The organism is Dyella sp. OK584 (assembly GCF_057787755.1).
This window is the reverse complement of sequence record NZ_CM173542.1, coordinates 1522057-1547298: the sequence shown is the minus strand read 5'-3', so window position 1 is coordinate 1547298 and position 25242 is coordinate 1522057. Positions and strand designations below refer to the sequence as shown.

The 25242-nt window shown below is 62.7% G+C and carries 17 protein-coding genes; 5 read left to right on the top strand and 12 right to left on the bottom strand.

The features are described 5' to 3' along the window. Positions 1-56: 56 nt before the first annotated feature. Together AC3CBN_RS06925 and AC3CBN_RS06920 are read right to left on the bottom strand one after the other, a co-directional pair. The gene (locus AC3CBN_RS06925) at positions 57-737 is read right to left on the bottom strand and encodes a hydrolase (RefSeq protein WP_488636075.1); all 681 of its coding nucleotides are present in this window, start codon (positions 735-737) and stop codon (positions 57-59) included. 78 nt (positions 738-815) lie between these two features. After that, a complete protein-coding gene (locus AC3CBN_RS06920) occupies positions 816-1682 on the bottom strand; it encodes a pirin family protein (protein WP_488636074.1) in 867 nt (288 codons plus the stop codon). 130 nt (positions 1683-1812) lie between these two features. Here AC3CBN_RS06920 and AC3CBN_RS06915 point away from each other — a divergent pair, with 130 nt between their 5' ends. From AC3CBN_RS06915 to AC3CBN_RS06905, 3 genes are all read left to right on the top strand, one after another. Continuing rightward, positions 1813-2715 (top strand): LysR family transcriptional regulator, encoded by a 903-nt coding sequence (locus AC3CBN_RS06915; protein WP_488636073.1) that lies wholly within the window; start codon positions 1813-1815, stop codon positions 2713-2715. Between the two features lie 341 nt (positions 2716-3056). Beyond that, positions 3057-5468, top strand: coding sequence for a DEAD/DEAH box helicase (locus tag AC3CBN_RS06910; RefSeq protein WP_488636677.1), 2412 nt, complete (start codon positions 3057-3059; stop codon positions 5466-5468). Next, the gene (locus tag AC3CBN_RS06905) at positions 5465-6298 is read left to right on the top strand and encodes a ribonuclease H-like domain-containing protein (RefSeq protein ID WP_488636072.1); all 834 of its coding nucleotides are present in this window, start codon (positions 5465-5467) and stop codon (positions 6296-6298) included. The genes AC3CBN_RS06910 and AC3CBN_RS06905 overlap by 4 nt, the downstream gene beginning before the upstream one ends. A gap of 111 nt (positions 6299-6409) precedes the next feature. Here AC3CBN_RS06905 and AC3CBN_RS06900 read toward each other — a convergent pair whose 3' ends face one another. From AC3CBN_RS06900 to AC3CBN_RS06875, 6 genes are all read right to left on the bottom strand, one after another. Continuing rightward, complete coding sequence (locus AC3CBN_RS06900) at positions 6410-6877, bottom strand: hypothetical protein (RefSeq protein ID WP_488636071.1); 468 nt, start codon at positions 6875-6877, stop codon at positions 6410-6412. A 291-nt stretch (positions 6878-7168) separates the two neighbouring features. After that, the gene (gene pip / locus AC3CBN_RS06895) at positions 7169-8122 is read right to left on the bottom strand and encodes a prolyl aminopeptidase (RefSeq protein WP_488636070.1); all 954 of its coding nucleotides are present in this window, start codon (positions 8120-8122) and stop codon (positions 7169-7171) included. A gap of 182 nt (positions 8123-8304) precedes the next feature. After that, positions 8305-11241 carry a TonB-dependent receptor gene (locus AC3CBN_RS06890; protein ID WP_488636069.1) on the bottom strand — a complete coding sequence of 979 codons (2937 nt, stop codon included), beginning with the start codon at positions 11239-11241 and terminating at the stop codon, positions 8305-8307. A 237-nt stretch (positions 11242-11478) separates the two neighbouring features. Further along, entirely contained in the window at positions 11479-11859 is a 381-nt protein-coding gene (locus AC3CBN_RS06885) for an MliC family protein (RefSeq protein ID WP_488636068.1), read from the bottom strand. A 3-nt stretch (positions 11860-11862) separates the two neighbouring features. Next, positions 11863-13845: a serine hydrolase domain-containing protein gene (locus AC3CBN_RS06880; protein ID WP_488636067.1), complete on the bottom strand. Its 1983-nt coding sequence runs from the start codon at positions 13843-13845 to the stop codon at positions 11863-11865. Positions 13846-14179: 334 nt separating this feature from the next. Then, entirely contained in the window at positions 14180-14596 is a 417-nt protein-coding gene (locus AC3CBN_RS06875; RefSeq protein WP_488636066.1) for a VOC family protein, read from the bottom strand. 419 nt (positions 14597-15015) lie between these two features. Between AC3CBN_RS06875 and AC3CBN_RS06870 the strand changes: the two genes are divergently transcribed. Together AC3CBN_RS06870 and mctP are read left to right on the top strand one after the other, a co-directional pair. Next, positions 15016-15219 carry a DUF3311 domain-containing protein gene (locus AC3CBN_RS06870; protein ID WP_488636065.1) on the top strand — a complete coding sequence of 68 codons (204 nt, stop codon included), beginning with the start codon at positions 15016-15018 and terminating at the stop codon, positions 15217-15219. Next, complete coding sequence (gene mctP / locus AC3CBN_RS06865; protein WP_488636064.1) at positions 15209-16702, top strand: monocarboxylate uptake permease MctP; 1494 nt, start codon at positions 15209-15211, stop codon at positions 16700-16702. The genes AC3CBN_RS06870 and mctP overlap by 11 nt, the downstream gene beginning before the upstream one ends. 19 nt (positions 16703-16721) lie before the next feature. Here the strand turns inward: mctP and AC3CBN_RS06860 are convergent, their stop codons facing one another. From AC3CBN_RS06860 to gspD, 4 genes are all read right to left on the bottom strand, one after another. Further along, positions 16722-17411 carry a Fe2+-dependent dioxygenase gene (locus AC3CBN_RS06860; RefSeq protein ID WP_488636063.1) on the bottom strand — a complete coding sequence of 230 codons (690 nt, stop codon included), beginning with the start codon at positions 17409-17411 and terminating at the stop codon, positions 16722-16724. Positions 17412-17430: 19 nt separating this feature from the next. Beyond that, positions 17431-19596 carry a TonB-dependent receptor gene (locus AC3CBN_RS06855; protein WP_488636062.1) on the bottom strand — a complete coding sequence of 722 codons (2166 nt, stop codon included), beginning with the start codon at positions 19594-19596 and terminating at the stop codon, positions 17431-17433. Between the two features lie 260 nt (positions 19597-19856). After that, complete coding sequence (hrpB, locus tag AC3CBN_RS06850; RefSeq protein ID WP_488636061.1) at positions 19857-22373, bottom strand: ATP-dependent helicase HrpB; 2517 nt, start codon at positions 22371-22373, stop codon at positions 19857-19859. Between the two features lie 510 nt (positions 22374-22883). After that, entirely contained in the window at positions 22884-25241 is a 2358-nt protein-coding gene (gene gspD / locus AC3CBN_RS06845) for a type II secretion system secretin GspD (RefSeq protein WP_488636060.1), read from the bottom strand. Position 25242: the final 1 nt, after the last annotated feature.

Below are 25242 nucleotides of genomic sequence, written 5' to 3'. Positions count from 1 at the left end.
TTCCTCTGGATGAATGGGGGTGTCGGCGATGCATCAGCACTCGGGACAGTGCCTGATCACTTGCGTTCGGAATCCAGCACTTCCTGCCTGGTCACCACTTCCTGCGCCTTGAGGTAGCTCTCGATCAGCAACTGGTACGGCGGAAACACCATGGTGTACGCCTCGGCCCACTGCTGTGCGTCGTCGCGATGCCAGGTCTGCTGCAACTCCGAGAGCACTGCGGCCGTGTCGATCGGCACCACGCCGGCCTGCACGACACGAGCGAGGGAAATCTCCTGCGCCATCTTCGAATACGTGCCGGAGGCATCCACCACGGCGAACACGCGATAGCCGGCATGCACCGCACTGATGCTGGGGAAAGCCATGCACACGCTGGTGATGGTGCCGGCGATGATGAGCGTCTTCTTGCCGGTGGCTTTCACCGCATCGACGAAATCGGGGTTGTCCCACGCATTGATCTGGCCTTTTCGCGCTACGTATTGCGCATGTGGCGCGACCTGGTGGATCTCGGGAATCAGCGGGCCATTCGGACCCTGCGGCACGGAAGCGGTGGTGATTACCGGCATCTTCGACAGCGTGGCGGCCTTGGCCAGCGCGGTGACGTTGGCGCGAAGGGTAGTCATCGGCATGTCGGCCACGGTCTGGAACAGGCCGCTCTGGTGGTCGATCAGCAACATCGCCGTATCGTTGACGTCGATGGTTGGGATCTTGCCGTTGAAATTGGCGGGGGTGCTCATGATGTCTCCTGCAGGGAAGTGAAAGGAACAAAGCTCGCCTTGAGGCGATGACGCCGGTGGCAACACCGGCGCCAGGGGTCAGCCAGGCATCTGGCCGAAGCGGCCATGGCTGAAATCGGCGATGGCCTGATGGATTTCCTTCATGGTGTTCATCACGAACGGACCTTGTCCCACGATCGGTTCGTTCAGTGGCTCGCCACTGAGCAACAGCAGCGTGGCATCGGTATTGGCTTCGATCAGCACGTCAGTACCCGCGCGGTCGAGCATCACCATCTGCGCGTCACGCGCGACCTGGCTGCCGTTGACCTGCACGGTGCCGCGCAATACCACCAGCGCCAGCGTGTGGCCTTCCGGCAGCAAGAACCGCGCGTCATGACCGGCATTGAGGCGCACATCCCACACGTTGACGGGGCTGAAGGTCTTCGCCGGGCCGCGATGGTCCTGGTACTCGCCGGCAATCACGCGCAACTTGCCGGCGTCGTGCGGCAGATCCACCGCCGGGATATCGCGGTTCAACAGCGTCTGGTAATGCGGTGCGCCCATCTTGTCTTTCGCGGGCAGGTTCACCCACAGCTGCACCATGTCCAGCACGCCGCCGGTGCGGGTGAAGTCGCGCGAGTGGAACTCCTCGTGCAGGATGCCCGAGGCCGCCGTCATCCACTGCACGTCGCCAGGGCCGATCTTGCCGCCCGCGCCGGTGGAATCGCGATGCTCCACCTCGCCTTCGTACACGATCGTGACCGTCTCGAAACCGCGATGCGGATGCTGGCCCACACCACGCGGCTTCGCAGCCGGCGGGAAGTTCGCGGGGCCGGCGTAATCCAGCAGCAGGAACGGGCTCATGTGTTCGCCGTGGCTGTCGTATGAGAACAGCGAGCGAACCGGGAAGCCGTCGCCGACCCAGTGGCCGTGGGGCGAGCTGTAAAGGCCAAGCACCTTCTTCATGGAAGTCTCCTGTCACGGCAGCACGGATGGGCTGCCTGATTGACGGGGGACGATACGCTTGGAACGATAACCCCAATAGATGGCATTATTTGCATCATGCGTTCCACATATAGAACGATGAGGACAGTCCATGCGCGATCTCAACGACCTGTATTACTTCGCCCAGGTGGTCGAGCATCAGGGCTTCGCGCCAGCCAGCCGGGCGCTGCATGTTCCCAAGTCCAAACTCAGCCGGCGCGTCGCCTTGCTGGAGGAACAGCTCGGCGTTCGACTGATCCAGCGATCGTCGCGCCATTTCTCGGTGACCGATATCGGCCAGGAGTTTTATCGGCATTGCCAGGCGATGCTGGTTGAGGCCAATGCGGCGGACGAGGCCATTGCGCTGCGTCGCGCCGAACCGCAGGGCGTGGTGCGCGTGAGCTGCCCTATCGCACTGCTGCAGGCGCGCGTGGGCGACATCCTCGCGGACTTCATGCTGGCCTGCCCCAAGGTCAGCGTGATGCTGGAGAGCACCAACCGGCGCGTGGACGTGATCGCCGAAGGTTTCGACGTCGCCATACGCGCACGGCCGCCGCCGCTCGAAGACAGCGACCTGGTGCTACGCGTGTTCGCCGAGCGCAGCTGGCGACTGGTGGCGAGTCCATCGTTGATGGAGCGCCTTGGTCACCCACGCGTCCCCGCCGACCTCAACGCGTTTCCCACCGTGGACATGCTGCCGCCGAATGGCGTGCATACATGGGATCTGGCAGGGCCCGATCAAGCGCACGCCTCGTTGCACCACACACCCCGGCTCATCACCGACGACATGATCGCCCTGCGCTCCGCCGCATTGCGCGGCGTCGGCATCACCCAGCTGCCGAGCATGGTGGTCGCCGACCAGCTCAAGGCCGGCACGCTGGTGGAATTGCTACCCGGCTGGTCGCCCAAGCTGGGCATCGTGCACGCGGTGTTTCCGTCGCGACGCGGGTTGCTGCCGGCGGTGCGGGCGTTGATCGACTTTCTGGCGGAACGGCTTGGCGAGGTGGATGACTAGGCGCCGGAGAAGCAAAAGACGCTGGATCCCAGCTTCCGCTGGGATGACGACTTCAGCGCGCAACGGCGGTTTCAGGCCCTGTCTCAGAAAGTGACTGGCGGAGCGGCTTCGCGAGGCGGGTGACCGAGGCGCTACGCACTTCTGAAACGTCATGATTGAAACGTCATCCCGGCGAAAGCCGGGATCCAGTGCCTTTACAAGCGCGGAGAAGGAGGCTGGATCCCAGCTTTCGCTGGGATGAAGACTTCAGCGCCAAACGCCGCTTTCAAGCCCTGTCTCATAAATTGAGACGACCCACCGGTGCAATGCCGTTCCACGACGGAGCGCACCCGATGAACGCCTTGCCCAACCCCCTGGCCCAACGTGCGGTGCGTCACGACGGCGCCTTGGCCGCGCCCGCCTCTGGTGGCGACCAGCTGGCGCGGCGACTCGCGAAGCGTTATGGCGACCGCATCACCGGCGCCTTCGTGCTGCCCGGCCGTGAGGGCCAGTACGCAGCACTCCCCGGTGACATGCCTCCCGCACTCGCGCAGGCCTTGCGCGCTCGCGGCATCGAGCAGCTCTACGCGCATCAGGCGCAAGCCTGGAACGCCACCGCCGCCGGCGAGCACGTGGTTATCGCCACACCCACCGCTTCGGGCAAGTCGCTGTGCTACACGCTGCCGGTCATCAGTGCAGCGATTCGTCAGCAGGCCAAGGCGCTGTTCCTGTTTCCCACCAAGGCGCTGGCGCAGGATCAGGTGGCTGAACTGCTCGAGTTGAACCAGGCCGGTGCGCTTGGCGTCAAGGCGTTCACCTTTGACGGTGACACTCCGGGCGATGCGCGACAGGCCATCCGGCTACATGGCGACATCGTGGTGAGCAACCCGGACATGTTGCATCAGGCGATCCTGCCGCATCACACCAAATGGGCGCAGTTCTTCGAGAACCTGCGCTACGTGGTGATCGACGAAGTGCATACGTATCGCGGCGTGTTCGGTTCGCACGTAGCCAACGTGCTACGGCGGCTGCAGCGCGTGTGCGCGTTCTATGGCGTGTCGCCACAGTTCATCCTGTGCTCGGCCACCATCGGCAATCCCGCCGAACACGCCAGCGCGCTGATCGAGCAACCGGTTACAGCCATCACCGAAAGCGGCGCACCCGTGGGCGAGAAACACGTGCTGCTATGGAATCCGCCGGTGATCAATCCCGATCTCGGCCTGCGCGCCTCGGCGCGTTCGCAGTCCAACCGCATTGCGCGCACGGCGATCCGCGCGGGGCTCAAGACATTGGTGTTTGCGCAGTCGCGTCTGATGGTGGAAGTGCTCACCAAGTATCTGAAAGACGTGTTTGACAGTGACCCCCGCAAGCCACCACGCATTCGTGCCTATCGTGGCGGCTACCTGCCGACGGAACGCCGCGCCGCGGAGCGCGAGATGCGTGCGGGACAGGTAGACGGCATCGTCAGCACCTCCGCGCTGGAACTTGGTGTGGATATCGGCGCGCTGGACGTGGTGGTGCTCAATGGTTATCCCGGCAGCGTGGCCGCCACCTGGCAACGTTTCGGTCGCGCGGGTCGCCGGCAGCAGGCATCGCTTGGCGTGCTCGTGGCCAGCAGCGATCCGCTCGACCAGTATCTGGTGCGCCATCCCGAATTTTTCCAGGGTTCGCCGCCGGAACACGCACGCATCGCGCCCGACCAGCCGCTGATCCTGCTCGACCATATCCGCTGCGCCGCCTTCGAGCTGCCGTTCAACCATGGCGAAGTGTTCGGCGCACAGGACGCCACGCCATGGCTGCAAGTGCTGGCCGAAGAAGGTGTGCTGCACCAGGAAGGCGAACGCTTCGAATGGATCGCCGACAGCTACCCGGCGATTGCGGTGTCATTGCGCTCGGTCGCGGACGGTAACTTTGTCGTGGTTGACCGTACCGACGGTCGCCAGACCATTGTGGCCGAAGTCGACTTCAGCGCGGCGTCCCTGACGTTGTACGAAGGTGCCATTCACATGATCCAGTCGGTGCCGTATCAGGTGGAACGTCTCGACTGGAACGGTCGCAAGGCCTATGTCACACGCACTCATGTGGACTACTACACCGACGCTATCGACTACACGAAGCTCAAGGTACTCAAAGCATTCGACGGATCGCCCGCCGGCAAAGGCAGCGCGCATCACGGCGAAGTGCACGTGGCGCGTCGCGTGGCCGGCTACAAGAAGATCCGCTACTACACGCACGAGAACATCGGCTACGGCCCGGTGAATCTGCCTGACCTTGAACTGCACACCACCGCCGTCTGGTGGCAACTGCCACAACGCGCGCTGGACCAGGCGTTCGATCACCGCCAGCAGGCACTGGACGGCTTCCTCGCCGCCGCGCATGCATTGCACATCGTCGCGACGGTGGCGGTGATGGCCGAGGCGCGTGACCTGCAGAAAGCCGTAGGCAGTGGCGATGGCGCATGGTTCGCCACACCCGATACCAACGGCCGCGCGCAGATCCGCGCCAACCTCGGCGAAGGCGATGGCGCCATGCGCGGTCCCTTCGTGCCCACGCTGTATCTCTACGACGCATTTCCCGGCGGCGTGGGCCTGAGCGCGCCGCTGTACGAACGCCGTGAAGATCTGGTGCGACTTGCGCGAGAGCTGGTACGCCGCTGCGATTGCCGTACAGGCTGCCCTGCCTGCGTGGGCCCGGTGCTGGCGGCCGATGAACAAGGCGACCATTCGCTGAAATCGCTTGCCACCCGCGTGTTCGACTTGATCGTCGCCTTGTGAGCGCGCTTGCCGACAAATTACGCGGCTTGCGTCGCCAGGCCGGTGTTGCAACCGTGGCGCAGCCACGGCGCCCGGAACCGCTACCCGACAACCTTCGCCAGTTGCTCGGCATTCGTCAGCGCGCCGGTGTCAAACCTCGCCCTTCGACCGAACTTGTGGCGCTGCCCGGAAGCACGATCGCGCCTGGCCTGCAGCTTTCCGAAACAGTCAGCGCGTGGCCGCCAACGCCGGCAACGTTTCATGCGGAGTTCGCGCGCGTTGATGAATGGATCGATCCCGAGCGTTTGCTGTTGTTCGATACCGAAACGACCGGCCTCGCGGGCGGCACCGGCACACGCGCCTTCATGATCGGCGTGGCCGACTGGCACGAGGGACAGTTTCGTGAGCGCCAGTTGCTGATCACCACGCTGGCTGCCGAAGCGGCCATGCTCGACTGCTTCGCTTCCTGGCTGCGACATGACACGGTGCTGGTGAGCTACAACGGCAAGTCCTACGACTCGCCGCTGCTCAAGACGCGCTTCCGTCTGCACCACCGAACCTGTCCGCTCGAAGGGCTCACGCACATCGACCTGCTGCATCCCGTGCGCCGCCGTTGGCGTGGCGCATGGGAGAACTGTCGCCTTGCCACCGCCGAGCGCCAGCTGCTGCGCGTCGCGCGTGAAGACGACCTGCCTGGCTCCGAAGCACCCGCGGCATGGCTAGGCTTCCTCCGCGGCGGCTCTGCTGCACCCTTGCACCGTGTCGCGCGCCACAACAGCCAGGATCTGCGTAGCCTCGGCGGCATTCTCAAGCATCTTGTGACGCAGCACGAAGCCCCACCACGGGAATAGCGCAAGCCATTGGCCATGCGGCAAACAGCGCCGCCATGAGGCGCCATAAAAAGCGAAGAGCCCGGTGATAGCCGGGCTCTTCTACATGCCAGTCTGCGCTAACGCATGCCGTCACTCGCCATCGCCACCTTCATCCTCGTAGCGCGCTCCATAAGGTGCGCCGTACACAACCGTGCGGGGCTGCTCAACGGGCGCGTCTTCATAGACCACCGTCGTTGGCTGGCGATAGACGACGGTGGTCGGCTGGCGATAGACCACCGGCGGGGCCTGTTCGTAATAGACAGGCGCCGGGGCCTGCTCGTAATAGACAGGTGCCGGTGCAATCGCACTCTGCACAAGCCCAGCTACCGCGCCCACCACAAGCGCACCGGCGATCCAGCGCCCGCCGCTCCAGTGGCCACCGTGATGCCCACCGTCATGTCCCCAGCCACCGCGATTGTAATAACCGTGATCGCGCCCCTGATGGTGCCAATCATCATGCCCCCGACCGTCACGTGCCGACGCGGCAAGTGGCGCCGCCGCCAGGGCGACTACGGCTAGGCCGATCAGTATCCGATTGCCAACAAAGCGCTTGGTCATGACATGTCCCCGTGGATTGGGAACGGATGCTCTGCTTGCGCAACTTAATGCGGACTGAAGTGTTCGCGGGCCCGCCACGCGGCAGAAATCCAGGAGCTGATCTTCGGAGAAACGGCACTAAGCGATTACTAAGGACGACGTATGGATTGCCTCTGATGTGGCGCACGCGCCAGCGATGGATCGGACCTTTTCATCGCGACTCGGAGCGCCCGCCCAGGTGCCTGAATGTCGACCCTGGGCTAGCCCTGGCCTGCCTTCCGGTAGCTCATCGGACCAGACGGATCAGTCCGCTCAGCAATACCGATCCGCCAGCGCGTCCGTGGCGGTAACCAGCACGTCAACGATCGCCGGATCGGCCGCGCTGTGACCGGCCAGCACAATATGGAGCTTCGCCTCGGGCCATGCGGTGGCGAGGTCGTATGCGCTCTTCACCGGGCAGATGATGTCGTAGCGGCCGTGCACGATGGTCGCGGGGATGTGGCGAACGTGCTCGATGTCGCGAAGCAACTGGTTGGGTTCGAGAAAAATGGCATGGCGAAAATAATGCGCCTCGGCGCGCGCCACGCTGATCGCCGCCTGCGGGTTCTCGAAATGGCCCGGCTCATCGGGATCGTGTATCAGCGTGGTGCTGCCGCCTTCCCAGTTGCCCCAGGCCATCGCGGCGGCGAAGCGCACCGCCTCATCGTCACTGTCGAGCCGGCGCCAATACGCCTCCACCATGTTGCCGCGCTCTTGCTCAGGGATATACGCCAGGAAACGTGCCCAGCGCTCGGGGAAGATCCGCGAGGCGCCGCCATCGAGTTCGTTGAACCAGCGCACCTCGTCGGGTGTACCGAGGAAAATGCCACGCAACACCAGCCCAAGCACACGCTCGGGATATTTCTGCGCATAGGCCAGCGCCAGAGTCGAACCCCACGAACCGCCAAAGACCACCCAACGCTCGATACCGAAGTATTCGCGGATCGCCTCGATATCGGCAACCAGATGCCACGTCGTGTTGTTGCGCAGTTCCGCATGCGGCGTGGACTTACCTGCGCCGCGCTGGTCGAACAGCACGATGCGGTAACGCGCGGGATCGAAGAATTGCCGGTGAAAGCTTGAGACTCCGGCACCCGGACCTCCGTGGAGAAATACCACGGGCACTCCCTTCGGATTGCCGCACTCCTCCACGTGGAGTTCGTGAACGTCGTCGACGGCAAGTCGGTGCGTGGCGTAGGGCTCGATGGCGGGATATAGCTCGCGCATGGCAAGTCTCCGTGGGGACTCCCCGAGCATAACTGCGCCCGCATGACCTGCGGAAGCCATCGTGCAAGAACACTTGCGCTTCCGAGACGACTTGAACCACCCGTCATTCCAGCGTTCGCTGGAATGACGGGCCAATCACCTCAGATTGTCCACGGTGCGAAACGCCCGCCCCGTGGTTCAGCTCAAAGCTTGTAGTTAATGCCGAACATTACCGTGCGTCCCCACGTGTTGTAGTCGAGCGGACGACCCACGATGACGTTGTTGGGCAGCGCGGAGATCTGTCGCGTCCTGACCGGCTCGTTGGTGAGGTTGGTGACCTGCAGCAGCACCGACAGCCCGTTCCACTTGCCTTCGGAGAACGCATAACCAGCCTGGAAGTCGGTGCCCAGCTCCGGAAGGATCTGGATGTAGCCGAGCTGGTCGAACAGTGCAACGGCCTCACCGGTGTACGAAGAGCGATAGCGTTCAGCGATGCGCGCAGACCAGCCGTTCTTCTCGTAATACAAGGCCAGATTCGCCACCTTGCGCGAGAGACCGGGCAGTGTGGACGGCCCACCGGGAATCGAGGAAACCGAACTCACCGGAATGCTGCTGTTGGTCAGCGAGAAGTTGGCTTGCACGCCAAAGCCATCCAGCGCGTGCGTCAGCAGTCCGCCTTCGAGGGCCGCCGCCAGTTCCAGGCCCTGCATCTTGCCGCCGGTACCGTTTTCTGGACGGGTGAACGAGCCGATGGGGCTCGTGGGCGTCAGCGTCGGGTTGTCGTTGATGAAGCCGGCCTGCTCGAAATTGAAGTCCAGAACAGTCTTGTTGTAGATGTAGTTGAGCAGGTTCTTGCCGAACACCGCGGCCGCCACGTAGCTGGACTGGCCGAAGTATTTTTCCCACGACAGATCTGCGCCCACGGCGACATAAGGCTTCAACAGCGGGTTACCGCCGCTACCGGACCACAGCACCTGCCCAGCGGCCGGCCCCTCCGTTACCTGTGACACGCTGGCCGAACTCGCCACCTTCTCGTCGTCGATACGGCCGCGCGCCATGGTCTTGGCCAAGCCGAAGCGAAGGTACTGGCGATCGGCGATCTCCGCATTCAGGTTGAGGCTGGGCAGCACATTGTTGTACGTGGTGCCACCGGTGAGCCTGCCGACCAGCGCGTCGCCATTGGTCTGCAATGCTTCGGACGACTGATCGGTATGCACGAACTGCACGCCCATGTTGCCGCGCAACGGCACGTCGCCCAGCATGGTGTCGATGTTGAACTTCAGGTAGGCGACCGGCACCTTCTCCTCGACCGAATAATTGCGGCTCCAGTCCGACTGGCCGTTGCGCTGCGTGAGATAGAACTGGTTCGACAGCGCATCAAGCACGTTGTAGTTGAGGATGCCGCCGATACCGCCATAGCCCAGATCAGTCGGGCCATGCAGGTATGCCGGATTGACCGGCACGCCCATCGTGTGGTCGTACGTGCCCGAGTCCGAGCCGTTGCCGTTGAGCCATGCGAAAAAGACATCCGCCGACTTGGTCTTCTTGCGGTCGGAGTAGTTCACGCCCAGGTCGAACGTGCTGAAGATCCAGCCCACCGGATGGGAGATCTGCAGACGGATGGCCTTGATGGTGTCCTTCTGCTTGTCGAACTCCTCGCGACCGTTGTAGCCGTAGTTGTCCGGATCGGTGAATACGACCGAGCCGGGATCCGCAAGGCTCACGTCCGGCCTGAAGTTCGGGAAGCCGAAGTTGAGCGGCGTGCTGTAGTTCACGCTGGTCGTGCCGCCATTGGCGAGGCCACTGAAGAGATACGCGTCGCGCAGGTCCACCTTGGCCGTCGAGTACGAGAGGTCGGCCAGGCCCTGCCAGCCGCTGCCGAAGTCGTACTGGTTGTTCCAGCCCGCCGAGAACAGCTTGTCGTGTTCCTTGTTGTAGTCGTTCTGCAGGATCGGCGCGATGTTGCCCATGGTGCCGGTGGTGACGATGGGATACGGCTGCGACGGCACCACGCCCACGTTGCTGTACACGGCGGGGCCTGCGTTGTCGTACGGGCCACTGGCCCACTGCGCGCCGTTGGTGAACTTCTTCTCGTTGAACGTGGAGTAGTACATGTCCAGCGTGGAGTGATAAGAGTCGTTCGGCGCCCACTCCAGCACGGCCATCAGGCCGTTGCGCAATTGACTCTCTGACTGCGCGCGAAGCTGCATGCCCTGTTGCGAAATCACGCCATCGGGCATGCCCGGGGAGTGCGGGCCGCCCCATGCCTGCTCGATGCTGCCCGGACCGTTGTCGATGCTCCACCACCACGCCTGGTACTGCTTTTCCTGAATCGGCGAGTCGAGCTGCGCAAAGCCAATGGCCAGTCCCAGCGTGTGATCGAAGAACTGATCGATGTAGGAGAAGCTGGCGCGATGGCCCAGGTCGCCCACGCCGCTGCCCGGATTGAGCTTGCCGTTGGTCGTGTATTCGCCGCGCAGGTTGGCGGCCATTGCACGACCGGGTAGATCCAGCGGCTTGATCGTGTGCAAATCGACCGTGCCGGACAGACCCTGGCCGACCAGACTGGCGTCGGGCGTCTTGTAGACCACGGCGCCGCTGATCAGCTCGGCCGGGTACTGGTCGTACTCCACGCCGCGGTTTTCACCAACGGTGGCCTGCTCGCGCGCGTTGAGCGTCGTGCCCGCGAAGTCGGGCGACAGGCCGCGGATGGAAATGAGATTCGCACGGCCATCGGCGCGTTGCGTCGCCAGGCCCGGCAGGCGCGACAGGCTTTCGGCGATGCTCGCATCCGGCAGCTTGCCGATGTCCTCGGCGGAAATCGCTTCGACGATGTTGTCCGAGCTCTCTTTCGTCTTCAGCGCGTTCTGGATGCTGCCCGCAATGCCCGTGACCACGATGGTGTCGAGGTTTCTTGCCGTGTCCTCTGACTTCCTGGCGGCGGGCTTGGCCGGCGGCTGAGCCGGTGCCGCTTTGGCATCGGCAGGCTTGGGCGGCGTCTGATCTTGCGTCTCCTGTGCGGAGGCTGCACTCACGGTGGCCAGAGCAAGCACTGCGGCCGCACAAGCGACGGCTAGTGGACGCCGGTGCCATCGATCGGAACACACGACCCGCACCTGCGGTAAGCGGCGATAGCTCATTCCCTTCCCCATATTGTTGTATTTAAAAGGCTGCGGCCCTTCGCAGCCAGGCGCGAAACGCATTCAGACACGCCGGCCATGTTCTTGCGCCAGCCGATCGGTCAGTGCGTTGTTTTATGTGCTGAAAGCATGATCGAGAGAAATTGCCGCTGTCATCATGCGTCGCAGCATCGTTCGGTCGCAACAACTCACGATTCGAACGCGATACCCCTGGGCACGGAAGGACCCGAGGCCAACTCACTTCCCCACGGCGGCCGTGCAACCCGCGACGATGGGGCCCGCATTCGGCCCGGCGGTGATGTCGTACAGGTTGCCGTTGTTGCCCTTGGTCCACCACGTGTAGCGGCCGGCCACGTATTTCACGCCGGAAGCGGCCACCGTATCGACAAAAAGCATCGGCTGGCCGTCCACCGGTACCAGCGCAAAGCTTTGCCCGGCGTGGCTGTTCCAGTAAGTCACCACCAACGACTTGCCGCCCTCACACTGGTACGTGTAGACCCGCGTGGAGTCCACCTGGACCTGGGGTACCTTCAGGGGACTGGCCGCCACGACTGCAGACAATAGCAGCGCCACACCGCCGAGCAGAACTTGAAGCCGGTTTCGTCTCGGCGGTGCCATGCGCTATTTCACCTCGTCGTAGTCGTACTCGTGCTGCCCGTCGCGCAACACCAGCTTGCGGCTGGCGGATGCTCCGGACACCACAAATTCGAAACCGTCCGAGCCCGGCGAGATGGTCACAAACGAGATGGAACCGTCGTCGTTTTTCCGCGAAGCCACCTCGCTATGCCAGGCGCCGAAGTTGAACACGGTGGCCTTGCCGCTGTGTTCCACCTGGATACTGCCGACCGCGGGGTTGCGATAGTTCTCGGCAAGCTTCGCCGACTCGGCAGCATCCGCCGGCACGGTGAGCCGCTTGCGCTCGGCGGCAATCTGCGCCTTGAGCCGCTTCACGCCAGCATCGATATCTCCCTGCGCGACGGGCTTGCCATCGAACAACACCTCCAGCAGACGCCGCTGAAACGGACCGCGGATAAACACACCAGCATCCGCGTTGGTAAGGATCACTGCGCCCACGCCCTGTTGCGGCAGCCACATCATGTCCGAATGGAACCCGGCCAGGTCGCCGCCGTGATGGACCACGGGAATACCCCAGGTGCGATCCACCATCAGGCCCATGCCATAGCTCGCCGTGGTGCCGATCGCAACATTGGGCTTGCGACGCTCAAGCAGCGCCTCCTTCGATACGTAGCGCTTGCCGTCCGGCAACACGCCGCTGTCCAGTTCCATCTGCACGTAGCGAAGCATGTCGCTCACCGCACTCCACGCCGCACCTGCAGGTCGCGCGGCGCGAATGGAATCGTTGATGCCCATACCGGCGACGGCTGTATGGCCGTCCACATCCAGCCCGTGTGGCGTGGCATGATCACCCAGCAGTGCGCGGTCATAATCGAACGTAGTCAAACGCATGCCCAGCGGATCGAACACCTGCTTCTGCATGGCCAGATCGTAGGCCGCACCCAGCTCCATGTTCGGATACAGCACATGCCCGCCGATGTAACCGGCAGCGGCAGCCATCAGGTTGGAATACTGGAACAGTTCACCGAACTTGCTGGTGGGCTGCATGCCACCCAGCGCCCTCATCACCGTATCAGGCGTTGCGTCCCGGCTATTAAGCAGCCACTCCATGTCTTGTCGCGGCATGCCGGTGCAAGCGCATATCAGATGGCGGATCAGCACCTGTCGCGTGGTGTCGGCATCGCCCAGCTTGAACGATGGCATCACCTGCACCACGGGCGTTTCCCAGCCGAACTTCTTCTGGTCCACCAGACGCGCCAGCATCAGCGTGGTAAGCGCCTTGGTGTTGGAGGCGATCATGAAGAGCGTGTCTGCATCGATCGGCTCGGGTTTGCCGATCTCGCGCACGCCCAGACCGCCGGCAAACACCACTTTGCCGTGATCGATCAGGCCGATGGCCACGCCTGGCACGTCATAAGCCTTGCGTGCTTCGTCCACAAATGTTTTGAGCGACTGAACGCGAGCGGCGTCCAGCGCATGCGCCTTCCTGCCGGCAAAACTTTCGCGCTTGTAACCCTTGGGCAACAAGCGGTCGGAAATGGCGCGCAACTGCGACCCGCGCTTCTCGCCCACCGCATTGGCCACGTCGTAGATCAGCACGGTGAATTGCTCGCCATGACGATAGGCGATGGCAGTAACGCCGCGCTTGTCGTTGGCGGACGTCTCGTAACTGTAGACGCGGACCTGATCCCAGTTGTCGCGCGGCGAACTATCGGTGGCTACCTGCAGCGGCCAGGTCTTGGCGGGTGCGTAGATCTTCCACGCCTGTGCCACCGCCGCATCAGCGTCCTTGGCCTTCACGTCGACCAATACAGCCTGTGACCCTGCCTCCGGCGGAGCGAGCGTTACCTTGGGGCCGCTGACGCGCACCGACCATTCAGCAGGAACCACAAACTGCGTGCCTGCCGATGTCGTCCTGGGTGTATCCGCCTTGACTGCTACCGCAGCAGCTCCCGGCGATGGCGTCGCCGCCAGCATGGGCGTGGACAGGCCAAGCAAACCCAGAAACACAACACATCGCATCAACATGGAGGTACCTCGTGTGTGGAGGAAACGCTCTGGTGTCAGTACATGCGCTGGATCGACGACCCACGCGCATTGTGGCGAGTGACATTGGGGACTCCGGCGGAGTCTACACAGGTTGGCTTGGCTTGCCAGTGCGGCCAGGAATGCTTTGGTGGCTGAAGAGGCTGCGACGCTCGCTTTCACCTCCGCGTTCGGCTCACTTCGCGCACCGACGGAAAGACAACGCCACGCAGCATGCCTGCAAGGAAGGACTCCTCGTTGGCGACGTCATACGGTGTTCTGGCCTGCTCGCAGTAACGGACCGACTTGGCGACCAAGCGTCATCGACCGGCGTGCACTACGCCGCTGGCGTATATCTGAATTCGATGCGCGTGCCGCCGGGCTCGCGCAACATGCAATGCACGTTGGGGCCCTTCCCCACCGACTCGGGCGCAAATTCGGTCACCACACCCGGCCACGCCGATACGCGTGCATAGACATCGTGCAGACTCGCCAAATCCGCCACTTTTAGCGCGAGATGATGCAAGCCGATGTTCTTTCGCCGATCGAACGCGACATAGCCGCCCGATTTGTCGACCTGCCACAACGTCAGCCGAAAGTGACCGTCCGAAACAAACACAGCCGGATAGTCCGGATTCTCGCCAACCACCTGCCATCCAAGGCAATCCGTGAAAAAACTACACGAGCGCTTGAGATCCTCCACAGTGAGACCTATGTGATCCACACCCATCGTCAAAATGTTCTGCTTCGGCATGGATTGCGCTCCCAGATCAAATGGCAGTGAAGAAAACGTAGCGGTAAACGGGAAGCCTCGCCCACGGCACGAAGCCAAGTTAAGTTGACTTGATGAAACGGTGAATAGATATCGCTCGGAAGAGGATCTTCCCTTCCGACCGAATCCGCCCATCGCATTCGCGATGGGTTATGGCTGAGATTGGCTTGAATAGACAACCATGTCGTGATCGCGCGACTTTCCATCAAAGACTCGTCCTTTCGCCAGGATCCTTCCGCGCCGAGGAAGGTCGACTATCGATGGATGGTTGTTCGCTCGAGGAGCGAACAGGCCTAGCGTCCACCGACCGAGATCGCACTTGGAATGCTGGGCCATCTTCACCCGCTACATGCGTGCGCTCACCAATATAAACCCCGCGACGAACGGGTGGAGCTTCTCCCATGAGCAAGAACCCTGTCAGACCACGCCCGGTGCGACTACTGCTCCTGTTGCCGTTCCTGGCATTGCTCTATGTGCCCTCGTATGACCGGGCCGAGCCTGCCCTCTGGGGCTTTCCATTCTTCTATTGGTATCAGCTTCTGTGGGTACCCATCACCGTCCTCCTGATCTGGGCTGTCTATCGGAGGACATCCCATGACGACTAAACCCGACTATGTGGCGATCGGAGTTTTTGTCGCCTTCTTTGTACTCGTCACCGTGATGGGCTTCTGGGCTTCCCGCTGGAAGCGGTCCTCGACGCAGACGAATCTGGACGAATGGGGTTTGGGCGGGCGCAGTTTTGGCACGTGGATTACGTGGTTTCTCGTCGGTGGTGACTTCTACACCGCCTATACCGTCATTGCGGTTCCCGCCCTGGTCTACGCTGTCGGCGCATACGGATTCTTTGCACTTCCGTACACCATCATCGTCTATCCCTTCGTCTTCGCCGTCATGCCCTTGCTTTGGCGAGTGGCGAAACAAAATGGCTATGTCACCGCGGCGGATGTGGTCTACGGACGATACGGTTCACGTGCGCTCGAACTCGCCGTGGCCCTGACGGCAGTACTTGCGACCATGCCCTACATCGCACTGCAGCTGGTCGGCATGACGTCCGTGTTCGTGGCGCTTGGCATGCATGGTGAAATTCCGCTCGTCATCGCATTCGTTGTATTGGCGGTCTACACGTATTCGGCTGGTATCCGGGCGCCGGCGCTCATCGCATTCGTGAAGGACATCATGATCTATATCGCCGTGATCGCCGCCGTGGCGGTGATACCGAGCAAGCTCGGAGGTTACGCGGCGGTGTTTGATGCGGCTGACCAGGCATTCAAGGCCAAGGGATCGGGCGGCATTCTGCTGACTCCCGACCAATTTGTTCCCTATGCCTCACTGGCACTCGGTTCGGCGCTCGCGGCATTCATGTACCCGCATACGCTCACTGGTGTCTTTGCAAGCAAGAGCAGCGACACCATTCGAAAGAATGCCATTCTCCTGCCGGCATACACGCTTCTTCTCGGCCTGCTCGCGCTGCTGGGATACATGGGGCATGCTGCGCACCTGCAGCTCGCAAGCAATAACGATGTCGTGCCAGCGCTGTTCAAGACGTTGTTCCCGAGCTGGTTTGCCGGCTTTGCATTCGCCGCCATCGGGATCGGCGCGCTTGTGCCTGCTGCCGTGATGAGCATTGGCGCAGCCAATATTTTTACGCGCAATTTCTGGAAGGCGTACGTCAACCCCGCCGTTACGCCAGAAGCCGAGGCTCGCGTAGCGAAGCTGGCGTCGCTGGTCGTGAAGGTGGGCGCGCTGCTGGCCATCTTGTTCTTGCCAACCCACTTCGCCCTCGATCTGCAATTGCTCGGCGGCATGTGGATTTTGCAGACACTGCCCGCAGTTGTGTTCGGTTTGTTCTGGCCGCGCCTACGGGCCTCGTCGCTCCTGGCTGGGTGGGCTGCCGGCCTGTGCAGTGGAACCTGGCTGATCTGGTCCGATGGCCTCAAGCCCATTCATCACCTTGCTATCGGAAGCTTCAGCGTGTCCATGTATACCGGCTTGATCGCGCTTGCCATCAACCTCGTCGTCATGGCGGTCATTCACCTCGCCGGACACCTGTCACCACTTTCCACCGTCCGTTCTAACCGCGACACATAGATCCCGGGCGACCGAAGTCTTACGACACGTCCGACCACATGCGCATCAGGTTGTGATAACAGCCGGTCAGTTCGATGCGCGTGGCCGGATCACTTTGGTTTGCATTGAGGCGCTGAATGCTTCGGTCCAGGTCGAACAGAAGAGCTCGCTGTTCGTTGTTGCGCACCATGCTCTGCACCCAGAAAAAACAGGCCAGTCGCGCACCGCGCGTTACCGGCGTGATCTGATGAAGGCTGCTCGATGGGTAGACGATCATGTCGCCCGCCGCCAGCTTCACCGACTGCGTACCGTAGACGTCCTCAATCAACAATTCGCCGCCGTCGTAGCTCTGCGGGTCGGCCAGAAACAATGTGGCCGACAGATCCGTGCGGATCTTGTCCTTGGTGCCCGGCAGAAGTCGTACTGATCCGTCGACGTGGCTACCGAAATGCATGCCATCCTGGTAGCGGTTGAACATCGGCGGATAGACCCGATGCGGCAACGCCGCGCTGATGAACAGCGGATAGCGCTCCAGCACCGCCAGGACGATATCGCCGAGCTCATGGGCGAGAGGTGTTCCCTCGGCGATCTGAAGATTGCGTTTGACCTGCGCGCCCTGGTGGCCGGCCGTTGCGCGGCCATCCACCCAGGGCGCGTCGTCGCTATCCAGACGCCGCCGGAATAATCCCAGCTGTTCTTCGTTGAGGATGCCTGGGATCACGACCAGCATGGCTATCGGTTCCTTGCGATCAAAGCCTATAGGTCACGGTCAGCATTTCCGTGGCACCCATGCCCGGAATCGAGCGACCGCCATCGGACTGGATGACGCCGACAAAATACTTCTTGTCGGTGAAGTTGAGCAGGTTCAGGCGAATATCGTACTTCGGCTGATGATAGGCGACGGTGGCGTCCCAGCGCGTATAGCCGCCCACGCTCACCAGGTTGTTGTTGGCCGCGTAGCGTTCCGACTGATAAGTCGCGCCACCTCCCACTTCCCAATGCTTGGCGAAAGTGTAGGTGCTCCAGGCCGTACCGCTGTTGCGCGGCGTGTTGGCAAGTTCGTTGCCCTGTGTGCCGTCCAGCGCCTTGACGATATCCGAGTTGAGATGCGTATAGCCGGAGAAGATCTGCCAGTGTTCCGTCAGGCGACCGGTCGCGCCCAGCTCGATGCCACGCACGCGCACCGTGCCCTGCAGTTCGTACTCGCCGGTGGAGGTCTGGGTTCGCGCGTTGGTCTTGGTGACCTGGAAGGCGGCGGCATTAAGCAGTATGCGATCGTCCGCCAGATCCCACTTGCCGCCCACTTCCTGGGAGCGGTTCTTCTCTGGCTGCAGAGCCTGCGTGCCGTTGGTCACCGTGAGCGTTTCGAGCGACGGATCGAACGACGTGCCGCACGAAAGGTAATACGACTGTTCTTCGCTCGGCTGGTAAATGAGGCCGCTGCGAACACTGGTGAAGTAAACCGTTTGCGAGGTTTGGAGCGGCGCCGAAATGGTATTACTCAGATCCGCCGAGAAGCGGTCACGCCGCAGACCAGCTACCAGCTGCCAATGATCGCCGAAGTGCATGGTGTCGTTGGCATAGACACCGGCGGTATCGGAACTGCCGAGCGCATGGTTGCCCACGGTGCGCGTGACGCTATCGGGCTGCGCTTGCAACACCGGGTCCAGCAACGAAACCAGTGGGAGATTGCCTCGGGTATAGGCCTGGTTGTCGTAGTTGTCGTGGCCGAGCTCGAGGCCGGTGATTACCGTGTGACGCACGCTGCCTGTATCGAAGTTGGCGACGAGATCGGTCTGGCTGTCGAACGATCGGTCGTGAATCACGCGATCGTGGCTGGCCAGCTGTACCTGCAGATCCTGCAGCGGCAGGTCCGTGGGGTTGCCCAGGTTCCTGTTGAGCGTCACGCCCGTATTGGTCACGATGGTATTGGGCGCCGTTTCGCGAGCATCGACCTTGTAGTTGCTGTACTGCACTTGGCTGCGCAGCTGCAGGTCGTCGCTGAATCGATGATCCAGTCGCGCGCTCAACACGTTGACCGTCTGCGTGGTGCGATCACTCGTAAAACCGTAGTAGTTGTCGTGACTGACATTGGCCGGGCGACCGTTGATGGGCGGCAGGCCGTAATCGGGCTGGTCGACGTTGCGCTGAATCAGCGCGGACAACGTAATCTCGGTAGGCGTACCGATGCCAAAACGCAGCGACGGCGCAATGCCACCATCCTTATTGGAAACGACATCGCGGGTGGAATGGATGTCCTGCGCAAAGACGTTCAGGCGACCCGCGGACGTGGCCGAGAAGGGCGTGTCGAAATCACCGCTGACGCGGTAGTGATCGTCAGTGCCGACGGTGGTCGAAATCTCGGCGCTGGGCTTGAGCTCGGGCACCTTGCTCACCTGGTTGATCACGCCGCCCGTCGAACCGCGGCCGAACAACATGGAAGACGGCCCCTTGAGCACTTCAACGGCGGCGAGGTCAAACGTATCGCGATAGTACTGACCACGATCGCGAAAGCCGTCGAGATAGATATCCGTGCGCGCGGTGAAGCCACGCAGGTTGATGTTGTCACCGATGGTGCCGCCTTCGGCAGCGGTGATGGTGATGCCCGGCACGTTGCGCAGCGCGTCAGCCAGCGATGTTGCGCCTTGCGCATCCAGCAACTCGCGATTGACCACCACCACGGACTGCGGGATATCACGCAACGCGGTGGGCACCTTGGCGCCGATGTTCGATGTGTCGGTGTCGTAGCTATTGCCGATGACGCTACCGGTGACGCGAACGGCACCCAATGTCTTGGCGCTACCGTCGGTGGTCTGTGTGTTGGCCGGAGTAGCCGATTGAGCCCATGCCGACGCGGGAAGCGCGAGCAAGGCGATGAGGGCAGCGTGCAAGGGGTTGGTTCGCAGATTTGTCATGGTTATTGGGGCGAATCAAGCTGACGGTAAAAGGGCATCCATCGCCGGTCTCACTTGGGGCGGAGAAAGCGGCGTGGCAAGTATTGCGAATAAGAATGGTTGTCATTATCAACCTCGATGATCCAACTGGAAAGCGTAATATTTTGCGATTCAGGCACAGTCCCCTGCTGCGCGTGGATGAAAGCAGGCCATCCGGGGGCGCCGTTCTGTTGGGTCTGCAGGTTCGGTTGACGGTGCGACGGCTTGGGAAACGCAACAGCTCACGTGCCGCGAGGCTTGGCCCGGTGTGTCGGCGCAGCGGTCCAAGGGTCGTCTGGCCACGGATGACGGGGATAGCGCCCTTTCAGCTCTTTCTTCACTTCGGGATAAGTGCGTTCCCAGAACCCTTTCAGGTCCTGCGTCATCTGGATGGGGCGGCCGGCGGGTGAGAGCAGATGCAAGGTCACGGGGATCCGGCCGTTGGCGATGCGCGGGGTGTCAGCCAGGCCAAACAGTTCCTGCAGCTTCACGGCGAGTACCGGTGGCTCACCTTCGGCGTATTCGAGGCGACGGTTCATGCCGCTGGGTACGGTGAGGCTTTCGGGTACCTGAGCATCCAATTGCCGGCGCTGTTCGTAGTCGAACAAGCTGCCCAGTGCCTGCGACAGCTCCTCGGCGCTCAATGCATCCAGACGTCGCTTGCCGTTGAGGTAAGGCGACAACCAGTCGTCTAGCGTATCGAGCAGCGCGATGTCGGAGACGTCTGGAAGGCCAAGCTCCGGCATCCATGCGCGCAGGGCCTGAATGCGCGCGCGAAGACGTCTTGCATTTTCGCTCCACGGCAGGGCATCGATACCCTTGGTGCGAATGGCGGCGAGCATGGCGGGCAGCGCATCTTCCGGCTTCACCGGCACACTGCGACGATCGAGCACGATGGCGGCGTAGCGTTGTTCCTCGAAGGCTTCCACGGCGTTGCGCTCGTCGTTCCATCGCAGCACGCGTTCGCGGTGGAATTGCGCGGGATAGTCACGCTGCAGCACGCGCAGATCGAGTGGCGCGGCGGCAAGGATCAGGCTGTCGCGCGCATCGAAGCGAAGATCGAGCGCGACGAGCCACGGCTCGCCGTGCAAGGCGGTGTTTTCATGCAATCGTGCGCCGCGGCCATTGGCCAGCGTGTAGCGCAGGGGATTGTTGTCGTCGCGACGAGCGACACGGTCGGGAAAGGCATGCAACAACAAATCACCCACGGCATGGCTGTCGGGTACGCCGCTCGCTGCCGAGCGCAGGTCAAGGCGACGACGCCAGCCCTTGCTGGCCTGTTCAATGGCGGCCAGCGCGCCTGCATCTGCACCGCCGCGTGCACCGGCCGTGTGGCGATCCCGCCAGGCATGCAATGCGTTGACGCGCGCGCGGAAATCGTCGCTACGCGCTTGCTCGCCACGCAGTGGCGAACGCGCTTCCATCAGCGCCAGCAGATCGGCCACCAAGGCACGCAACTCGGGCGCAGCGCGCAGCGCCGCTGCCCCAAGGCGCGGTGTTGCACCCAGTTCGAGCATTTCGCGGCCCAGCGCAGTGATGCGCCCATCGGCGGCGAGCGCGCCCAACTGGGTGAGCAGTTCGCGTCCCTGGGCCAGCGCGCCGGACGGCGGCGCATCCAGCCAGGGCAATTCGCTGCCGCTGTTGGCGGTGATGCCCCAAGCAGCAATTTCCAGCGCAAGACCGGAAAGTTCCGCCTGCGCAATTTCCGCCGTGCGCGAAGGATCAAGGCGCTTGCTCTGCGGCCACAGGCGATACGCTGCGCCTTCTGCGACACGGCCGGCTCGGCCGGTGCGCTGGTCGGCGGAGGCTTGGGAGATGTTGACTGTCTCCAGTCGCGTAAAACCCGAGTTGGGATCGAAGCGCGGCTCGCGAGCGAGGCCGCTGTCCACCACGGCGCGGATGCCTGGCAAGGTCACGCTGGATTCGGCGACGTTGGTGGCGAGCACGATGCGCCGCGTACCGAGCTCCGCAGGGCTTAGCGCGGCCTGTTGTTCGGCAAGCGAAAGCTCGCCATGCAGGGCAACGATTTCCACGTCGTTGTCGAGCGATTGATCCAGCACGGCTTGCGTGCGGGCGATCTCGCGGCGCCCTGGGAGAAAGGCGAGCACGTCACCGTCGTTTTCCTGCAGGGCCTGGCGTGCGATGCGCGCGAGGTGATGTTCCATGCTCTCCTGCACGCGTGCGTGCGGATACTCCACGCGCACCGGAAAGCTGCGGCCCGGACTGCTGATGCGCGGCGCATCCAGCCACTGCGCGATGCGTTCGCCATCGAGCGTGGCCGACATCACCACGATGCGAAGATCAGGCCGCAGCGTGCCCTGTACGTCCAACGCCAACGCTGCGCCAAGATCGCCGGCGAGATGCCGTTCGTGGAATTCGTCGAACAGGATCGCGCCGATGCCGGTGAGTTCGGGATCGTCCTGGATAAGCCGGGTGAGAATGCCCTCCGTGACCACCTCGATGCGCGTGGCGGCACTGATCCTCGATTCGAAGCGGATGCGGTAGCCGATGGTTTGCCCTACGTCTTCGCCTCGCTGCTTCGACATGAATTGCGCGGCGGCACGCGCAGCGATGCGCCGTGGTTCCAGCACCAGGATTTTTTGGCCGGCGAGCCATGGCTGACCCAGCAGTGCGAGTGGCACCTGGGTGGTTTTGCCGGCTCCCGGTGGCGCTTCGAGCACCAGCCGTGGATGGCAGGCGAGCGAGGCGCTGATCTCGGGGAGTAGCGGGGTGATAGGGAAGGAAGGCGAGGAACTCATGGCGCAGATGATAGCTGCGGGCGATGCGGCAGCCTTTGCGCAGCCTTGCTGGCGCAGATCGGCACTGCTAATTGGGGAGTTTACGCAAGCACCCGCCCCTCACCCCCAATCCTCTCCCCGAAGAGGAGAGGGAGCAAAGCAGCGGCTTCGCTTTAAGCCCTCAGTACATCAACGCGTTGCGGTGTAGCCACAGTCCTTGAGGTAGCACGCCGCGCGGCCGAAGCCCTCCGTAGCCAACGCTTGTACTCGGCATATCGCCCTGAGCCCTTCAGGCCATTTTCTTTGGGTTACTTTTCTTTTGGGCCAGCAAAAGAAAAGTGACTCGGTCGCCGGCAGGCGATCGAAATGCCCGCCGCATAGGCGGCAAGCTGGCGGAAGCACTCAATCCTGAAGCAAGAACCGGTCGCGCACAGGGTGCGCTCCTACATACAGGCAAAAAGGCAATAGGCGTCATCGCAAGACTGCCCCCTCACCCCAACCCTCTCCCCAAAGGGGAGAGGGAGCGAGGGATCAGGGATTCGTGCTGGTCTGCGCCCGTAGCGGTGCCAGCGATTCAAACTTGCGCTGGTATTCGTCCGTGACCTGCCTGGCTTCTTCGCCACTGCCGATCACGCGCGGCGTGATAAGCACGATCAGTTCTGTGCGATTGCGGTTGCGGCTGGTGCTGCCAAACAGGCGGCCCACTACCGGAATGCTGTTGAGGCCCGGAATGCCGGTATTGGTCGCCCCTTCCTGCTGCTGGATCAGGCCGCCCAACAACACCGTCTGCCCGCTCTGCACTGCCACTTGCGTCGCCATCTGGCGTTGGCTGATGGTCGGGTTACCGTTGACCGCGGCCACGGTCGGGTCCACCTGGCTCACTTGCTGGCTGATGTTCATGTAGACCAGCCCGCCGGGATTCACGCGCGGTTGCACGCTGAGGATCACGCCGGTGTTGAGGTAGTTCACCGAGTTGTAGACGGCCGTGCCCACGCCGGGATTCACGCTGGTCTGGTTGATCGGGATCTGGTTACCGACCTGGATCTGCGCCATCTGGTTGTTCATCACCACCATCGACGGCGCCGACAGCGTCTTGGTGTTGCCGCTCACTTCCAGCGCGCGTACCGCTACCTGCAGGTTGTGGTTGATGAAGGAATAGAAGAAGCCATCGCCCGGCGAGGTGCTGGTGCCCGGGTTGTACTGCGAGCCGCCCTGACCCAGTCCCCACTGCTGCTGGTTGCCGGGCTGGCCCGGCGTGTAGGTGCCGTTGCCGTTGTTGGTGCCGCCGATCAGGCCTTCCAGGTACCACTGCACACCAAACTGGAACTGGCCGGTGAGGTTCACTTCCAGGATGCGCGTTTCGATCTGCACCTGCAGCGGCGTGTTGTCCAGCCGCTTGATGGCGGACTCGATCTCGGCCCATTGCGAGGGGCGCGCACGCACCATCAACTGATTATTCGCATCCACCGAACTGATGCGGATGCTGCCATCCTCGGAGGTGTACTGCTGGCTGGCTTGCGCGTTGTTGTTGCTGCCGTTGCCGAACGCACCGCCGCCAAAATTCGACGTACCGATACCACCTTGCTGGCTCTGTCCACCCGTGCTCAGGCCGGTGTTGCTATTGAGCCCGGCATTGCCACCGAGCCCCGCACCGCTGCTGCCGCTGGCGCCGGTGTTGCCAATACCGCCGGTGGTGTTGCTGCCGAAACTGCCGGCGGTGCTACCCATGCCGCTGGCCGAGCCATTGGCGTTGTCCGACAAGCCGAGCGTGCCGGAGGTGAGGCCAGGGCCCACCTTGGCGCCCGTGCTGCCGCTGCTGGCATTGTTGGTGTAGATCTGCCCAAGGTATTGCGCGAGGTCGGACGCCTTGATGTTGCGCACGTCATACACGTACAACTCCGGCTCGTTGCCGCCGCCGCGATCAATGCGCGCGATCCATTCGCCCACTTCGCGCAGGTAGTTGGGTTGCGTGCTGATCACCACCAGCGCATTCGTGCGCTCGATCGGAATGAAGCGCAGCATGCCGGCCAGCGGCGTGTCGCCCTTGGGACCAAACATCTGGTCGAGCTGCGGCATCAGGTCGTTGACGCCCGCATGCTGCAGGCTGAAAACGCCGACCGACATACCACGCAACCAGTCGACATCGAAGGTCTGCACGGTGCGCTGGTAGTTGACCAATTCCTGCGGCGTGCCCGACAGCACGATCAGGTTGCGTGACGAGTCGACCAGCAGCACCGATTCGGGCCGTGCAAAGGGCTTGATCAGCTTCTGCATCTCGCTGGCGGAGATGTAGCGCAGCGGAAACAGCCGCGCCTGCAAGCCACCCTGCGGTGCGGCGGCGCCAAGGCTCGGCACCAGGTTGCCTGCGACGGCGTCCTTCGCCGGCATCACGATGTAGCGACCCTCACGCTGCACCAGCGCGTTGCCGGTCCACGACAGCAGCGTCTCCAGTATGGGCAGCGCCTGACTGCTGTCGACCGGTTCGGACGTGGAGAACGACACGTTGCCCTGCACGCCCGGCACGATGGTGTAGTTCTGCTTGAGCAGGTCGCCGAGGATCGCCTTGACCACCGCCTGCACGGGCTGGTTTTCGAAGTTGAAGGTGACGGCGCCATCGCCCGCCGCCGCCTTGCGCGGTTGCGCCAGCCCGGTGGCCTGCACGAATTGGCCGCTACCGCTGCTGATCTGTGGCTGCACCGTGGCGGGCTGTTCCGCACCACTGCTGCCGTGCGGCGTCGGCGCGGGAGCCGGCTTCTCGGTGCCGGCAAGGGCCTCCCTCTGCAGCTCCCCGTTGTCGCTGGGCTGCGGCAGTGTTTGGCAGCCGGCCAGCCATAACGCCAGAGTGAGCGTGCCGATGCGGTGGATCCGCGACGTGCGCTGGATGGTCATA

Excerpts from the sequence above, each read along its gene's own strand:
- AC3CBN_RS06925 (WP_488636075.1), bottom strand. The coding sequence starts at position 737 with ATGAGCACCCCCGCCAATTTCAACGGCAAGATCCCAACCATCGACGTC.
- AC3CBN_RS06920 (WP_488636074.1), bottom strand. The coding sequence starts at position 1,682 with ATGAAGAAGGTGCTTGGCCTTTACAGCTCGCCCCACGGCCACTGGGTC.
- AC3CBN_RS06915 (WP_488636073.1), top strand. The coding sequence starts at position 1,813 with ATGCGCGATCTCAACGACCTGTATTACTTCGCCCAGGTGGTCGAGCAT.
- AC3CBN_RS06900 (WP_488636071.1), bottom strand. The coding sequence starts at position 6,877 with ATGACCAAGCGCTTTGTTGGCAATCGGATACTGATCGGCCTAGCCGTA.
- pip (WP_488636070.1), bottom strand. The coding sequence starts at position 8,122 with ATGCGCGAGCTATATCCCGCCATCGAGCCCTACGCCACGCACCGACTT.
- AC3CBN_RS06890 (WP_488636069.1), bottom strand. The coding sequence starts at position 11,241 with ATGAGCTATCGCCGCTTACCGCAGGTGCGGGTCGTGTGTTCCGATCGA.
- AC3CBN_RS06885 (WP_488636068.1), bottom strand. The coding sequence starts at position 11,859 with ATGGCACCGCCGAGACGAAACCGGCTTCAAGTTCTGCTCGGCGGTGTG.
- AC3CBN_RS06880 (WP_488636067.1), bottom strand. The coding sequence starts at position 13,845 with ATGTTGATGCGATGTGTTGTGTTTCTGGGTTTGCTTGGCCTGTCCACG.
- AC3CBN_RS06875 (WP_488636066.1), bottom strand. The coding sequence starts at position 14,596 with ATGCCGAAGCAGAACATTTTGACGATGGGTGTGGATCACATAGGTCTC.
- AC3CBN_RS06870 (WP_488636065.1), top strand. The coding sequence starts at position 15,016 with ATGAGCAAGAACCCTGTCAGACCACGCCCGGTGCGACTACTGCTCCTG.
- mctP (WP_488636064.1), top strand. The coding sequence starts at position 15,209 with ATGACGACTAAACCCGACTATGTGGCGATCGGAGTTTTTGTCGCCTTC.
- AC3CBN_RS06860 (WP_488636063.1), bottom strand. The coding sequence starts at position 17,411 with ATGCTGGTCGTGATCCCAGGCATCCTCAACGAAGAACAGCTGGGATTA.
- AC3CBN_RS06855 (WP_488636062.1), bottom strand. The coding sequence starts at position 19,596 with ATGACAAATCTGCGAACCAACCCCTTGCACGCTGCCCTCATCGCCTTG.
- hrpB (WP_488636061.1), bottom strand. The coding sequence starts at position 22,373 with ATGAGTTCCTCGCCTTCCTTCCCTATCACCCCGCTACTCCCCGAGATC.
- gspD (WP_488636060.1), bottom strand. The coding sequence starts at position 25,241 with ATGACCATCCAGCGCACGTCGCGGATCCACCGCATCGGCACGCTCACT.